Source organism: uncultured Microbulbifer sp., assembly GCF_947489355.1.
GTDB lineage: Bacteria > Pseudomonadota > Gammaproteobacteria > Pseudomonadales > Cellvibrionaceae > Microbulbifer.
In genome coordinates this window covers 1-14,737 of the sequence record NZ_CANLDD010000005.1, presented here as the reverse complement: position 1 = coordinate 14,737, position 14,737 = coordinate 1, and the positions used below count along the sequence as shown (strand labels likewise).

14 protein-coding genes and 3 tRNA genes are annotated in these 14,737 nt (G+C 58.2%); 13 read left to right on the top strand and 4 right to left on the bottom strand.

Annotated features, from left to right (window positions below):
• Nucleotides 1-19: 19 nt before the first annotated feature.
• Genes prmC through hemA form a run of 3 tightly spaced genes read right to left on the bottom strand, consistent with a single transcriptional unit; the run spans nt 20 to nt 3,276 of the window.
• Nucleotides 20-880, bottom strand: coding sequence for a peptide chain release factor N(5)-glutamine methyltransferase (gene prmC, locus Q1A48_RS03935; RefSeq protein WP_299941481.1), 861 nt, complete (start codon nt 878-880; stop codon nt 20-22).
• Nucleotides 881-919: 39 nt separating this feature from the next.
• Nucleotides 920-2,002 carry a peptide chain release factor 1 gene (gene prfA, locus Q1A48_RS03930; RefSeq protein ID WP_299941478.1) on the bottom strand — a complete coding sequence of 361 codons (1,083 nt, stop codon included), beginning with the start codon at nt 2,000-2,002 and terminating at the stop codon, nt 920-922.
• A complete protein-coding gene (hemA, locus tag Q1A48_RS03925) occupies nt 1,999-3,276 on the bottom strand; it encodes a glutamyl-tRNA reductase (RefSeq protein WP_299941475.1) in 1,278 nt (425 codons plus the stop codon). The genes prfA and hemA overlap by 4 nt, the downstream gene beginning before the upstream one ends.
• A 235-nt stretch (nt 3,277-3,511) precedes the next feature.
• On the opposite strand from hemA, the gene Q1A48_RS03920 reads away from it, so the two are divergent.
• From Q1A48_RS03920 to Q1A48_RS03865, 12 genes are all read left to right on the top strand, one after another.
• On the top strand, nt 3,512-5,314 hold the full coding sequence (locus Q1A48_RS03920) for a tetratricopeptide repeat protein (RefSeq protein WP_299941472.1): 1,803 nt from the start codon (nt 3,512-3,514) through the stop codon (nt 5,312-5,314).
• Nucleotides 5,298-5,939 (top strand): lipoprotein insertase outer membrane protein LolB, encoded by a 642-nt coding sequence (gene lolB / locus Q1A48_RS03915; RefSeq protein ID WP_299941469.1) that lies wholly within the window; start codon nt 5,298-5,300, stop codon nt 5,937-5,939. Before Q1A48_RS03920 ends, lolB begins: the two co-directional genes overlap by 17 nt.
• A gap of 28 nt (nt 5,940-5,967) precedes the next feature.
• Nucleotides 5,968-6,906, top strand: a complete 939-nt coding sequence (gene ispE / locus Q1A48_RS03910) for a 4-(cytidine 5'-diphospho)-2-C-methyl-D-erythritol kinase (protein ID WP_366523374.1) — start codon at nt 5,968-5,970, stop codon at nt 6,904-6,906.
• A gap of 10 nt (nt 6,907-6,916) precedes the next feature.
• Nucleotides 6,917-6,991 (top strand) — tRNA-Gln (locus Q1A48_RS03905).
• Nucleotides 6,960-7,241 (top strand): hypothetical protein, encoded by a 282-nt coding sequence (locus tag Q1A48_RS03900; RefSeq protein WP_299941467.1) that lies wholly within the window; start codon nt 6,960-6,962, stop codon nt 7,239-7,241. Before Q1A48_RS03905 ends, Q1A48_RS03900 begins: the two co-directional genes overlap by 32 nt.
• Before the next feature lie 95 nt (nt 7,242-7,336).
• Complete coding sequence (locus Q1A48_RS03895; RefSeq protein ID WP_299941736.1) at nt 7,337-8,266, top strand: ribose-phosphate pyrophosphokinase; 930 nt, start codon at nt 7,337-7,339, stop codon at nt 8,264-8,266.
• Nucleotides 8,267-8,457: 191 nt separating this feature from the next.
• Nucleotides 8,458-9,090: a 50S ribosomal protein L25/general stress protein Ctc gene (locus tag Q1A48_RS03890; protein ID WP_299941465.1), complete on the top strand. Its 633-nt coding sequence runs from the start codon at nt 8,458-8,460 to the stop codon at nt 9,088-9,090.
• A 5-nt stretch (nt 9,091-9,095) separates the two neighbouring features.
• Complete coding sequence (pth, locus tag Q1A48_RS03885) at nt 9,096-9,704, top strand: aminoacyl-tRNA hydrolase (RefSeq protein WP_299941464.1); 609 nt, start codon at nt 9,096-9,098, stop codon at nt 9,702-9,704.
• A 200-nt stretch (nt 9,705-9,904) separates the two neighbouring features.
• Nucleotides 9,905-10,996 carry a redox-regulated ATPase YchF gene (gene ychF / locus Q1A48_RS03880; protein WP_299941463.1) on the top strand — a complete coding sequence of 364 codons (1,092 nt, stop codon included), beginning with the start codon at nt 9,905-9,907 and terminating at the stop codon, nt 10,994-10,996.
• 57 nt (nt 10,997-11,053) lie between these two features.
• Nucleotides 11,054-12,013: a DMT family transporter gene (locus Q1A48_RS03875; RefSeq protein ID WP_299941462.1), complete on the top strand. Its 960-nt coding sequence runs from the start codon at nt 11,054-11,056 to the stop codon at nt 12,011-12,013.
• Nucleotides 12,014-12,099: 86 nt separating this feature from the next.
• Nucleotides 12,100-12,176: transfer RNA gene (locus tag Q1A48_RS03870), tRNA-Met, on the top strand.
• A 36-nt stretch (nt 12,177-12,212) separates the two neighbouring features.
• A tRNA-Gln gene (locus Q1A48_RS03865) sits at nt 12,213-12,287 on the top strand.
• A 313-nt stretch (nt 12,288-12,600) separates the two neighbouring features.
• On the opposite strand, the gene Q1A48_RS03860 is transcribed toward Q1A48_RS03865, so the two are convergent.
• Nucleotides 12,601-13,308, bottom strand: a complete 708-nt coding sequence (locus Q1A48_RS03860; protein WP_299941461.1) for a SapC family protein — start codon at nt 13,306-13,308, stop codon at nt 12,601-12,603.
• Between the two features lie 678 nt (nt 13,309-13,986).
• On the opposite strand from Q1A48_RS03860, the gene Q1A48_RS03855 reads away from it, so the two are divergent.
• Nucleotides 13,987-14,580, top strand: coding sequence for an HAD family phosphatase (locus Q1A48_RS03855; protein ID WP_299941460.1), 594 nt, complete (start codon nt 13,987-13,989; stop codon nt 14,578-14,580).
• Nucleotides 14,581-14,737: the final 157 nt, after the last annotated feature.

Sequence of the window (14,737 nt, the reverse complement as noted above, 5' to 3'; positions counted from 1 at the left end):
CCTTTCAGCGCCGGGATGCTTATGTGCCGGCAGGCAACTGCGGTTGTATTCGCCCCCGTGTCCCCAGTGTTATTCTTTCCCTGCGGCAATAATCCCTGCGGCTTTGCACATCGATAAAACCGGCCGCGGTAAAAATCTTCCGCACCCGCGCCGCCTGCTGCCAGCCGTGCTCCACCAGCAACCAGCCCCCCACCTCCAGGTAATCACCGGCACACGCCGCGATATGCTCGATATCCGCGAGGCCCCGACGTCCCGCCACCAGTGCAGAGCGCGGCTCGAAGCGCACATCACCCTGTTGCAGGTGTGGATCGGCACTGTCGATATAGGGAGGGTTACTGACGATCAGCGCGAAGCGCTGGGGTGGCAACTGTGCGAACCAGTCACTCCGGTGTATCTCCACATTGTGAAAGCCGAGGTTGCGACGGTTTTCCTCGGCCAGCGCCAGGGCCGTGCCAGATCTCTCCGCGGCAATAATCTGCCAGCCCGGTCTCTCTGCAGCCAGCGCCAGTGCTATGGCCCCACTGCCAGTACCCAGATCCAGTGCGCGCACCTTTTCCTGCGGGCAGAGCGCCAGGGCCGTCTCCACCAGCAGCTCGGTGTCCGGGCGGGGAATCAGAGTGGAGGCATCGACTTTTAATCTGAGCGACCAGAATTCCCGCTCGCCGGTCAGGTGTGCCACCGGCTCCCCACGTCTGCGACGCGCCAGCAGCCCATCGAATGCGCTTTGCTGGGCCGGTGTCAGCTGGTATTCCGGCCAGGTGTAGAGCCAGGCGCGCCCGCGAGCCAGGATATGGCCGAGCAGAATCTCAGTATCCAATCGCGCCGACTCGCTGTGGGTCAATTCCCCCCAGCGAGCAATATTGTCCTTGACACTGGCCATACGCAAACAGCTACCTGTAGCGGCGTACAAACATCAGCACTACTGGCCCATGGCTGCCAACTGGTCCGCCTGGTGCTCGGTGCGCAGCGGCTCGATCACTGCCTCCAGAGCGCCCTGTATCACCTCATCCAGCTTGTACAGGGTCAGACCGATACGGTGATCGGTCACCCGCCCCTGGGGAAAATTGTAGGTGCGAATGCGCTCGGAACGGTCACCGCTGCCCACCAGGCTTTTGCGCGCATCGGAAATTTCCTGTGCCGCTGCCGCTTCCTGCGCACTGGAGAGTTTGGCCTGCAACAGTGCCATGGCCTTGGCGCGGTTCTTGTGCTGGGAGCGTTCGTCCTGGCACTCCACCACGATGCCCGTGGGGATATGGGTCAGGCGCACGGCGGAGTCGGTTTTGTTCACATGCTGGCCACCGGCGCCGGAGGCGCGATAGGTATCCACGCGCAAATCGGCCCGGTTGACCTCAATGGCATCGCGTTCATCCGGCTCCGGCATGACCGCCACGGTGCAGGCGGAGGTGTGGATACGCCCCTGGGACTCGGTCTCCGGAACCCGCTGTACACGGTGGGCACCGGACTCGAACTTGAGCTTTGCATAGACATTCTCGCCCGCCACGCGGGTAATGATTTCCTTATAACCGCCGTGCTCACCGGGATTTTCACTGATAATCTCCAGGCGCCAGCCCTGTTTTTCCGCGTAGCGGGAATACATGCGAAACAGATCGCCGGAAAAAATCGCCGCCTCATCGCCACCGGTTCCAGCGCGGATCTCCAGGAAGACATTTTTGCGGTCATTGGGATCGCGGGGCAGCAACAGGGTCTGCAGTTCACGCTCCAAAGGCGCCACCTGAACCTGTGCCTCGCGCAATTCCTCCTGCGCCATCTCGCGCATTTCTGAATCCTGCTCGCTGAGCATCTCCCGCGCCGCGGCCATATCCTCCTGCAGTTGCCTGTAGCGGCCGTAGCATTTCACCACTTCCTCCAACTCGGCATACTCTCGCGACAGGTCGCGGAACTGTTCCTGATCGGCGATCACGCCGGCATCACCGAGCAGCGCGGAAATCTCCTCGTGGCGCTCCTGCAGGTGATCCAGCTTGTTCAGTAGCGACTCTTTCATTTGTGCTTTTTCTCTAGTGCTATATCGGCGAGGTCGTCCAATCCCACAACCTCGCGCACAATGCGCAGGCGTTCCAGATCGCCATCGGCAGTAGCTTTCTTTAAGCTGACGGTGGGCGCGTGGATCAGTTTGTTCGTCAGTGTCCGGACCAGTTGTTCCATCAAACGGCGCGGGTCCCCGCCCTTGTCCAGTTGCAACAGCACCCGCTCCAGTTCCGCGCCGCTGATTTCCTGGGCGCGCTGGCGGTAGCTGCGAATGGTATCCACCGCCCCGAGCGCCCGGCTCTCTTTGGTAAATTCTGCCGCGGCTGCGTCCACTATCGCCCCGGCAGCTTCAGCGGCTTTCTCGCGGGAGCGCATGCCCTCATCAATTACACCGCGCAGATCGTCCACCGTATACAGATAGACATCATCGAGCTCCCCCACCTGGGGTTCTATATCCCGCGGTACGGCGATGTCGACCATAAACATCGGACTGTGGCGGCGCTTGCGCAGCGCTGATTCCACCGCGCCCTTGCCCAGAATGGGCAACTGGCTGGCGGTGGAGCTGATGACAATATCCGCGCGGACCAGATGCTCGGGAATATCGGCAAGCAGAATAGCCTCCGCACCGAAATTCTCCGCCAGCACCTGTGCGCGACTCAAGGTGCGATTGGCCACAATCAACTGCCTGATTCCCTGATCCAGCAGGTGTCGCGCCAACAGTTCAACCGTCTCACCGGCGCCGATCAACAGCACCGTCTGTCTTTTCAGATCGGTAAAAATACGCGAGGCCAGGGACACCGCAGCATAGGCCACAGACACCGGGTTTTCACCGATGGCTGTCTCAGTGCGCACTTTTTTCGCCACAGTAAACACCCGCTGGAACACCCGGTGCAGCGCACTGCCGACGCTGCCGGATTCCCGCGCCACCGCATAGGCCGACTTGATCTGCCCGAGAATCTGCGGCTCGCCCAGGACCAGGGAGTCAAGGCCGCAGGCGACGCGCATCATATGTCGTACCGCCGCCTCCCCGCTATAGCGGTAACTGCAGCCTTGCAATTGCTCCAGCGGTATACAATGGTATTCTGCGAGCCACCGGAGCAGAGACTCCGCGTCGATGGTCCCATAAAGCTCGGTGCGGTTGCAGGTGGAGAGGATGGCAAGCTCCCGACAGTCGGGCATTTTTCGCGCATCCCCCAGGGCACCGGGCATCACCTCGGGCGCGAAAGCCACCCGCTCGCGTACCTCTATGGGTGCGCTGTCGTGGTTGATACCCAGGATAACAAATGGCATAGCGTTTCGTCGGTGTTCAATCTCGAAGTGCGAAGTTCACATTGGGGGCGCATTTTCAGGGGCCGCCGCCTCGCTTGCAAGGCCGGCGGGCGGTTAAATTGCGCGCTGATTTGGCCGGGATACCCGGAGCCCGCCGTGCGGAGACCGATTCACGACTAGAATTATATGGCCTTAATCGGTTAAAACATGTCACTCGACCCCCGCTCCCGCGCCCAGCAACGTATGGACACGATCTATGCTCCCACCCCGCCTGTTATCCGCAAAGCCCCAGGCCACCAGTTTCACCCTGCTCTTAAGTCTCTGCTTTCTACTCATGCTGGGGGCCTGTAATCGGGTACCATCGAGGGAGGATACAGGCGAGCCCCCCGGCCAGGCCATACAGAGGCAAAAGACAAAAACAGCGGGCTCATCCCGGCAGGCCGTTACGCGGGCCTTTCCCATCGATACCTTCTACACCCTGCTGGTGGCGGAAGTTGCCGGTATTCGCAAACACTACGATGTCGCTCTGGCCAATTACTACCACCAGGCGGAGGTCACCAAGGATGCCGGCGTGGCCGCTCGCGCCACGCGCATTGCCCGCTTCCTCAATGCCCGCCAGGCAGCCCTGCGCTCAGCCCAGTTGTGGGTCGAACTGGAGCCGGAAAACACCGAGGCCCAACTGGCGGTAACTGCGGAACTGACCCTGGCCGGGGTTTTGCCGACCGCCCTGGCGCATGCAGAAAAAGCCCTGGCATTGGGTGGCAAGCCGCCTCTGCAGTCCCTCGCCTCCACCGCCATCGCCCAGCAAAAGCTCGATGCACAAACCCTGGCAAAGCTTGCCCTTCTGGCACAGGAATACCCCCTTAACGATGAAGTGATTCTGGCCTATGCCATGGCATTGCGCGCCGGCAAGCAGTACGGTCGCGCACTCACCCTAGTACACCAGGTCCAGGAGCAGCACCCGGATCAGCTCGATGCACCATTGCTGGAGAGCCACCTGCTGGTCGATCTCGGCAAGCGTCGCGACGCCATCGAACTATTGGAAAATCTGGTCAACATCCACCCCGGCGAGGGCCGCTTGCGCCTGCAGTATGCGCGCTTGCTGATTCGCGAGGATCTGGCTCTGGCACGCCAGCAGTTTGCCGAACTGGTCAAACAGCGCCCCGAAGATGGCAACCTGATCCTGTCCCTTGCCCTGATTGAATATGAAACCAACCAGATAGACGCGGCCAAGCCACTGTTTACAAAGTTGCTGGAATTGAGGCAACACGAATCCTCAGCGCATTTTTATCTGGGGGGCGTAGCTGAGAAGCAGCAGGAGCTCACCACCGCTGTCGAACATTTTCGCCAGGTCCAACCCGGCAACGATTACCTGGAAGCCATCACCCGCGGCACCCGTTTGCTCGCCGCCACTGGCCAACACATGAACAACCGGCAGTGGTTTGCCGAACTTCGCCAAGAACACCCTGTGCAGGAAGAACACTTCTACCTTATGGAGGTTGAACTGCTGCGTAAAAACGGCGAGCCGCAACTGGCACTGGAGAGAGTCGAACAGGGGCTCGCAGCCAACAGTGCCAGTAGCCGCCTGATGTATACCCGCGCCTTACTCAACGATCAACTCGGCAATGCCACCGCCTTTGAACGCGATCTGCGCAGCTTACTCAAGCGCGACCCACAAAACGCCACCGTGCTGAACGCACTGGGCTACAAGTTGATCGGCGATCCGTCGCGCCGCGGGGAAGCACTCCAACTGATCCGCAAGGCCCTGGCGCTGAAACCGGAAGATCCCGCCATCCTCGACAGCATGGGCTGGGTACAGTACCGTCTGGGTAATTACACCGCGGCGGAAAAATATTTGCGCAAGGCACTGGGGAGACTGCCCGATCACGAAATCGCAGCCCACCTGGGCGAGGTTCTCTGGGTACAGGGGGATCGTACGGGTGCACTCAGGGTCTGGAAAGACGGGCTTGCAACCCATCCGCACAGCGAAATTATTCCGGCCGCAATGAAGCGCCTGCAAATCCAAGAGTCACCACAACAGCATGTATCCGATCACTGAAGTATCCTCCGCGCGCACCTATTATTTTCTACTGGTCGCAGCCCTCACCCTCCTGTTCTCCGCCTGTGCCAGTCAGAAAACCAGGGAACAGCACACACCGGAGGTGCCGCGGGATACAGCCGCACCAGAAACGGTGGCGCAGTTGAAACAGTGGACCATGAAAGGAAAGCTGGGTGTGCGCTCTCCAAAGGATAACGGCAGCGCCAACCTGGTCTGGACACAAAACGGTGTACAGAATTACCGGATTCACCTCAGTGGTCCTCTCGGCGCCGGCACCACGGTCATTACCGGCTCCGCCGGCGGCGTCAGCCTGATGCGCGGCAACGAACCGCCGGTTGTGGCACGCAACGCGTCGCAACTCACCGCGCAAACCCTGGGCTGGCCTCTGCCCGCTGCTGAGATGTTTTACTGGGTGCGCGGACTGCCGGCCCCCGGGGCCAAAGGCGCTGAGAGGCACAATGCCCAGGGACAACTGCAGAGCTTGCAACAATCCGGCTGGTTGCTCCGTTTCAGCGACTACCGCCAAAATGGCCCCTACCGTCTGCCCACCCGCATCAAGGCTCAGACCAACGCCAGCACCGGCCCTGTGCAGGTCACCCTGGTGATCAAGGCGTGGGAGTTTTGAATGCTGAAACACCCTTGAGAAGGTATGATTGGCCGACCAGATTCAACCGGCCCGACCCTCTCCCATGCTGCAGTTACCCGCGCCCGCAAAACTCAACCTGTTCCTGCGCATAGGCGGTCGCCGCGCGGACGGCTACCACGAGCTGCAGACGCTGTTTCAATTGCTCGATTATGGGGACACGCTGACATTCTCAGTGTGTGAAACAGGTAAAATCCACGTGGATGCCGGTGCGCTCAAAATCCCGCTGGAGGACAACCTCGTATACCGCGCAGCCCGGCTGCTGCGAGAAAAATCCCTGCACAACCATCACCAGGTGCCGGGCGCACATATTCGACTGATCAAAAACCTGCCCCACGGCGGCGGTATCGGTGGCGGCAGCAGCGATGCCGCCACCACACTGTTGGCCCTCAACTACCTGTGGCAGTGCGGCCTGTCTATCGACGCGCTGGCCGAACTGGGCCGCCAGTTGGGTGCAGATATTCCGGTATTTGTGCGCGGGCACACCGCCTGGGCCGAGGGCGTTGGAGAAAAATTAACCCCGATCACCACGGTAAAACGCCACTACCTGGTGGTGTCTCCCGGTTGCGAAGTACGCACCGCAAACATTTTTTGCGACCCGCGTTTGACAAGAGATTCCCCCCCAATTACATTAGCGGCCCTTCGCGAGAAGCTGCGTTCAGAGAAAGCGCTGAGCGGAGAAAAGCGGCAAGTTTTTCCCGGTAACGACTGCCAGACACTGGTAGAGCATCTCTACCCTGAAGTCCGCGATGCCAGAGTGTGGCTGGAGCAATTCGCACCGGCACAACTCACCGGTACCGGCGGCTGTGTATTCGCAGCTTTCCATACCGCATGCGCTGCCAATACGGTGTTTGCACGGCTTCCGGACAAATGGCGGGGATTTATAGCATCTGGCGTACCAGTTTCTCCCGTTCACCAGGTGCTCGCGAAATTAACCTCAAGCGAATGAGGACAGATACTGGGGCGTAGCCAAGCGGTAAGGCAGCGGGTTTTGATCCCGTCATGCGTAGGTTCGAATCCTACCGCCCCAGCCACTTTCTGTTTATTGGCAGTGGCGCTATTGAAAACCGGTTCCCCATGTTTCAGTCGACATCGATCCAACCGGCCCAGGTTACCCGTGCAGGGCTGAACACAGCCCGCCCCCCATTCCACAATGGCGAAGGCGAACTTGCGCGCAAACCCCTGTCGACGACCGGGGCACTCCGTGAAAGTCGGCGCAACTATCCGGATAACGGGGAGCGGCCAACAGAATACCCCTATCCCGCCCCGTCTCTCCCGCAATAGGCAAGAACGGGAAATGCCCTACGCCAACTGCTGGCAAAATTGTGCACACACCTACACTTCAAGACAAACTAAAGGAACTCGCAGTGGCTGACTTAATGGTCTTTACCGGCAATGCAAATCCGGAGCTGGCACAAAAAGTGGTTGACCATATGGCGATCCCCCTCGGAGAGGCATTGGTCAAACGCTTCTCCGATGGCGAAATTGCCGTTGAAATTACCGATAACGTGCGCGGCCGCGACGTTTTTGTGGTGCAATCCACCTGCCAGCCCACCAACCGCAACCTGATGGAGCTGATTCTGCTGGTAGACGCCCTGCGCCGCGCGTCCGCCGGCCGCGTCACCGCCGTGGTGCCCTACTTCGGCTACGCCCGCCAGGATCGCCGCGTCAGGTCCCAGCGCGTACCCATCTCCGCCAAAGTGGTCGCCGACATGATGGTCAGCGTGGGTATTGACCGCGTATTGACCGTAGACCTGCACGCCGAGCAGATCCAGGGCTTCTTCGACGTACCCGTGGACAATGTCTACGGCTCCTCTGTGCTGCTGGACGATATCGAGCGCCGGAAATACGAGAATCTGGTGGTCGTTTCCCCGGACATCGGCGGCGTAGTGCGCGCCCGCGCCGTGGCCAAGAGCCTCGACTGTGACCTGGCCATCATCGACAAGCGCCGCCCCGCCGCCAATGTGGCGGAGGTGATGAATATCATCGGCGAAGTCAGCGGTCGCACCTGCCTGCTGGTGGACGATATGGTGGACACCGCCGGCACCCTGTGCAATGCCGCCAGCGCCCTCAAGGAACACGGTGCCCAGAAAGTCGTCGCCTACTGTACCCACCCGGTGCTATCGGGCAATGCCATCGACAATCTGAACAATTCGGTACTCGACGAGCTTGTCGTCACCGATTCCATTCCCCTAGGCGACAAGATGGAAAGAGCGCCAAAGATTCGCCAGCTGACCCTGTCCGCGATGCTGGCCGAGTCCATGCGCCGCATCAGCAACGAGGAATCCCTCTCCGCAATGTTTCGCTAACAGCCCGGCCCCGGCGGCTACCCGGTTATCTTTTACCCGCCGGAGCACTTTGCCTTCGGCGTCGATTCCCGTAAAATACGCGCCCGCCCGGTCTACCGGGCGATTCCTGTTGGGTCCAAAAACCCAATTTCAACAACGCCAGCGCGGTCCGGTCGCAGGTCGCCCTGGACAGACAATCCGAGGTTTAACCCATGTCTGATATCAAATTGAACGCCATTGCCCGCAGCGATGAGGGGAAAGGTGCGAGCCGCCGCCTGCGTCGCCTGGAAGGCCGTGTACCCGGCATCATATACGGCGGCAAAGCCGAGCCACAATCCGTATCCTTAATGCAAAAAGACCTGTTCAAGGCCCTGGAAAATGAAGCTTTCTTCTCTTCCATGCTAACCCTGGACATCGACGGTAAAGCCGAGAAAGTGATCCTGCGCGATCTGCAGCGCCACCCCGCCAGGCCGTTGCTGCTCCACGTTGACTTTCAACGGGTTTCCGCCAACACCAAGGTACATGTGAAAGTGCCCCTGCACTTCCTCAACGAAGACGCCTGCAAAGGGGTAAAGGCCGGCGGCATCGTCTCCCACACACTGACCGAGCTGGAAGTGCGCGCCCCCGCCGCCAAGTTACCCGAGTTTATCGAAGTGGACCTGGCGGGCCTGGAAATGGGCGACATACTGCACATTTCCGACCTGCAACTGCCGGCAGCGGTTGAGTCTGTGGACCTGAGCCACGGCGAAGACCACAATCTGGTTGTCGCCTCTATCCACAAGCCACGCGGCGCTGTTGATGCTGAGACTGAAGCCGAAACCGAATCCGGTGAAAGCGAAGAGTAAGCGTTTTGGCAGCGGCACCGGACACCCCGATCCAGTTAATTGTCGGCCTGGGAAACCCCGGCCCGGAATACGACCGGACACGGCATAACGCCGGTGCCGATTTTGTTACCGAGCTGGCACGCCACCACGGCGTCCAGCTCAATCAGGACAGCAAAGCCCACGGCCTGACAGGCCGCCTGCGCATCGGCAGCCGGGATATTCGCCTGTTGATCCCCACCACTTATATGAATCGCAGTGGCCGGGCAGTAGCCCCGCTGGTGCATTTTTTCAAAATTCCCCCGGAGGCCATTCTGGTCGCGCACGATGAACTGGATCTGCCCCCCGGTACCGCGCGCCTGAAATCCGGCGGCGGCCACGGTGGTCACAACGGCCTGAGAGATATCATTGCCGCGCTGGGCAACAATCGGAATTTTATGCGCCTGCGGCTCGGCATCGGTCATCCCGGCCGCGGCGGTGACGTGGTCCGGTTCGTACTGCAGCGGGCCCCCAGAGCGGAACAGGAAACACTGGCCGAAACCATTGAGCGCGCGATCAGTGTACTACCCTCTGCCGCCAGCGGCGACTGGGGCGGGGCTATGAAGACACTGCATACGGCGACCCCGGCAGGCCAATAGACCCTGTTGGCCGGCTTGCTTTTTGTCCCGGAAACTTGCTAGTGTGCTGCGCCAAATCGCCGGTATTGCGCCGGCTGGCCCGGTTTTTTTGGTGGCCATACACCCCACCCAGGCTCCCGCCAGCGCCGTCACGACCGGACTCTCCACCACAGATCAGCAGCGCGTGCAGACGCGCCTCAGGCAAACGGAAAAATAGCACTATGGGTTTTACTTGCGGTATCGTCGGCCTGCCCAATGTGGGCAAATCCACCCTGTTCAACGCACTGACCAAGGCGTGTATCGACGCTGAGAACTTCCCCTTCTGCACCATCGAGCCCAACGCCGGCGTTGTGCCGGTACCGGACAGCCGCCTCGACAAGCTGGCGCAGATCGTCAAACCGCAAAAAGTGATTCCAACCACCATGGAATTCACCGACATCGCCGGTTTGGTCGCGGGTGCCTCCAAAGGCGAGGGCCTGGGTAACAAATTCCTCGCCAACATCCGCGAAACCGACGCCATCGCCCACGTTGTGCGCTGCTTCGAGGACGACAACGTGATCCACGTAGCCAACCAGGTGCACCCCCTGTCCGATATCGAGGTGATCAATACCGAGCTGGCCCTGGCCGACCTGGATACTGTGGAAAAGGCCCTGCAACGCTACACCCGCGCCGCCAAGGGACAGGACAAACACGCGATCAAAATGAAGGCCCTGCTGGAAAGAATCCAGCCACACCTGAACGAAGCCAAGCCACTGCGCTCTTTTGGCCTGTCCGAAGAAGCGCTGGCCGATCTGCGCGAACTGAGCCTGCTCACCGTGAAGCCCACCATGTATATCGCCAACGTACACGAAGAGGGCCTTGAGCAGAATCCGCATCTGGATGCGGTCGCCGCTATTGCCGCGGAAGAGAATGCCGTACTGGTACCCATTTGCAACAAGCTGGAAGCGGAGGTCGCCGAACTGGACGACGACGAAAAGCAGGAGTTTCTACACGAACTGGGCATGGAGGAACCCGGCCTCAACCGGGTGATTCGCGCTGGCTATCAGTTGCTGGGCCTGCACACCTACTTCACCGCGGGCGTCAAAGAGGTGCGCGCCTGGACCATCCCCCTCGGCGCCACAGCACCCAATGCTGCCGGCAAAATCCACACAGATTTCGAGAAGGGCTTTATCCGCGCGGAAGTGGTTGGCTACAGTGACTTTGTTGCCTGTGACGGCGAGGCCGGCGCCAGGGAAGCCGGAAAGTGGCGCCTGGAGGGCAAGGATTACATCGTTGCAGATGGAGATGTCATCCACTTCCGCTTCAACGTCTGATCTTTTTCTTTCCTCGCCGCCCTGTCACCGGGGCGGCTTTCCACCGACCGGGAACTCATGGCGCAATCAAACTGGAAAATCGGCCTTCCCCTGGCCCTGGTAACCGTTTTCATGTGGGCCGCCCTGCCCATCGCCCTCAAAGGTCTGCTGGAGCATGTCAGCCCCGAAACGGCCACTTGGTACCGCTTTGCCGGCGCCGCTCTGCTGGCGGGCGCCTACTACGGCCAGTCGCGACAGCTGAAGCTCGGGGCGCTATTTGGCCGCGCCCTGCTGCCTTTTACCCTGCTGGCTGTTTTGGGACTGTTGGTTAATTACCTCACCTATGCCAGTGGCCTCGATTACATCACCCCTGGCGCTGCACAAATTGTGATTCAACTGGCGCCATTGCTGTTGTTGATCTCCAGCGTACTCTGGCTCGGGGAGCGCTTCTCGCCGCGCCAGTGGTGCGGCGTGGCCATGGTGGTGACCGGCTTACTGCTCTTTTTCAACCAGCGCCTGGGCAATTTGACCGACGGCGGCGAAAACTATCTTCTGGGTCTGGGATATATCCTGGTGGCGGCTGTGGCCTGGGCCGTATACGGCTTCTTCCAGAAAAAAATTCTCTGCCGGGCCACACCACAGGATCTTCTGGTATTGATTTACATCGCCGGTACCCTCTGCTTCCTGCCCATGGCTGATCCACTGGCGGTCACACATCTCAGCGGGCTCGAATGGGCACTGCTGGCTTTCCTCACTGCCAATACCCTGATCGCCTACGGCGCTTTCAGCAAGGCCCTGGTCCATTGGGAGGCATCCAGCGTCAGCGCCACCCTGTCGCTGGTGCCGGTCATTACCCTGCTGTTGAGTACATTGATCAGCGCCACCTGGCCGGACTATATCGCCGTGGAGCCGCTCAACTGGATCAGCTGGTCCGGCGCCGGCGCCGTAGTGGCGGGCTCCGCCCTCGCCGCTATCACCGGCCCCAGGCGTCGTTCGGGCCCTGCGCCGGACACAAAAGAAAACCTCCTAACTAACTGAAAAGAATACAAAAAAGAGTTGACACGCCCGATCTGGAGCATGATAATGCGCGCCCTCGGTCAGGCCCGGGCAAGAACAGGGAAAATGGCAAGGTAGCTCAGCCGGTTAGAGCGCAGCACTCATAATGCTGAGGTCGGGAGTTCAAGTCTCCCCCTTGCTACCATTTCAAGCCAAAGGCCCACCTTTACAACTCTGAAACTGGGGCGTAGCCAAGCGGTAAGGCAGCGGGTTTTGATCCCGTCATGCGTAGGTTCGAATCCTACCGCCCCAGCCATCTCTTCCGACCAATTCAGCCCCCGCTCAAACCAAGTACAAAAAAGCCCTTACCAGCAACGCAGGAACCTACGGCTCGACTGCACCGCGACCAAGACTGGCAGGCATACCACAACTCCGTAGGAAAGCACCAGCCAGGAAAATCAGTAGCGGATGGAAAACCGCGCCCCCCCCCTTCTTTCACCTTATGATTTGAGCGCGAATCATTGAGGGGAGAATCATCGCACACAGTACAGCGGGTGCTGGAGGCATAACCCAGAACCCGCATTGTAGATACGCAACACCCGCCAACCATCGCTGCCGGGCAATAGGGATCAGCCGGCCCGTTTTTTGCGAATCAGGCTTTGAACCTGCATGGAAGACATCACGGAAGCATAGATAGCCGGCAGCGCGCCACGTTTGCGCAACTCCAAGAAATCCTCATCGGACAACTTATTCAGCTTCTCTTCATCCACCACAAAGAAACCGGTCAGATCGTAGGGCTTGTCGTTCTCGGTAACACGCAGGGTCAATTTCTTCTGGGTGAGCAAATCCTTGGATACCAGAAATTCGACAAACTGCTCGGTAACACTCACGCGCTGGGCGGCCTCTACAACGGCCTGGGCACAGTTTTTCAGGTAGTCGGTTTGCTCGCCATCCTCCTCAAACAGTGGCTCACCCTCGGATTCACTCAGCATCTTGGAATCTTCATCGATGCAGAGCACCGCCTGATCGGTATCTTCGGGGTTCTTCACCAGCACAAAGGGATAGGTGCGTACCTGCAGCGGTACATAGCTGCCATCCCAGCCTTCGCTACCGGAGAAGAGGTTTTCACCGGGGCGCAGGCCTGTCAGGGCAACCACTTTGAATTGATCGGTGTCCTGGTCTTTTACGAACAGGATCGGGTAGCTCTGGCTCGCCTGTACCATCTCTTGCACCACCAGCGGCAGGATATGATTGCCGCTGACATGGTCAAACGTGATGTCCTGGGTGAATTTCAGGTTGGCATGTGCCTTTTTATCCAAAGCTTTGATCTGTGCCATATGTACAACTCCTAGCTACATAAAGTGTTATTCAATTATTAGGGGTGCCTACCGTACCACTTTATTCGCCAATTAACGATAAGGGACACTATTCCCCCTCCCCAGCAAGCAACTCCCTGCAGAGAACCGGCAAAGGCAGCGCAAGACAGCCGGCCCGGCAAATCCGGCCTTGGCTAGGCAGACCGAAGCGCACAAACAGTTTCAGTCGTGTATCTGTAACGAATACATAGAGGGAGCCAACACCACCAGAGAGTACTGATGGCAACAGAGGCAGACAGGGTAGCGATGATTGATTGAAGCAATCATGATTAAAAATCAGATAAATAAATGCTACAAAATAATACAGTATAAAGACCCTAAATCCAGCCAAAACCCACTGGCGGTCAGACTTGAAATACTCAGATACACACTTGGTGTTGGGGTTTTCCTGTGGGAGAATGGCTAGACCACCGCTCACCGATAGACCACCGCGCGGGAGGGCCGGAAACCTTTCAGTTTGAATATATAGCGATTGACAGGCGTTTTTGGGCAGGTGGCACAATAGTGCAAACTAAAGAAGCGTCATCACTATTTTAACTATTGCTTCAAATTGACACGCTTTTGCTGGTAAAGAACTGTTCAGAAAAGTAGGAAAGAGAGGGACCGCTGTAAAAAATACCCTACAGGAAAAGGTGAGCTATGCGCCAGAAAATAGAATGGATACTTTTCGACCTTGGTGGCGTCCTGATAGAGCTTTCCGGCTCGCCGTTCCCTGCGCATAAAATGCCTTTTTCTGATTGGCTTTCATCAGAAACTGCAAGAAAATTTGAGAAAGGCCTTATTTCTCCAGATGCGTTTGCCAATACGATGAAACAGGATCTGAAACTTGATCACACGGTTAATGAGATCCTCTCCCACTTCGAGCGATGGCCAAAAGGATTCTATCCCGGCGCAACGGAGCTATTGATGAACGTCAGCAGAGAATTTGGCGTATCCGCACTTTCCAATACGAATGCCATCCACTGGCCAAGAATCACACTGGAATTTCGTGCCCATGACTATTTTGAACATATCTTTGCTTCACATAAAATTGGAATGGCAAAACCGGAGATAGCGTTTTTTCTATTCGCTATCGAAACATTAAAAATCCACCCAAAAAAAATTGTATTTTTTGATGACAATCCCGGCAATGTCGCTGCCGCCAGGAAAACAGGCATGCAGGCTTATCTTGTTCAGGGAGTTAGTTCAACTTTGAACATGCTTGAGAATATTTGCAGTTCACCTAAGAACTGACCCCACCTCTTAACAATTCCGTTTACAGCTGATAAGAGCAATAGATTAAACAAAAAAGTACTCAGCAGCCATGATTTAAATGTATTAGTTCAGACCAAATCTGACACATCTCCTTGAAAAGAGGGGGTTTACCGGTTTTGATGAAGGTGACGAAACC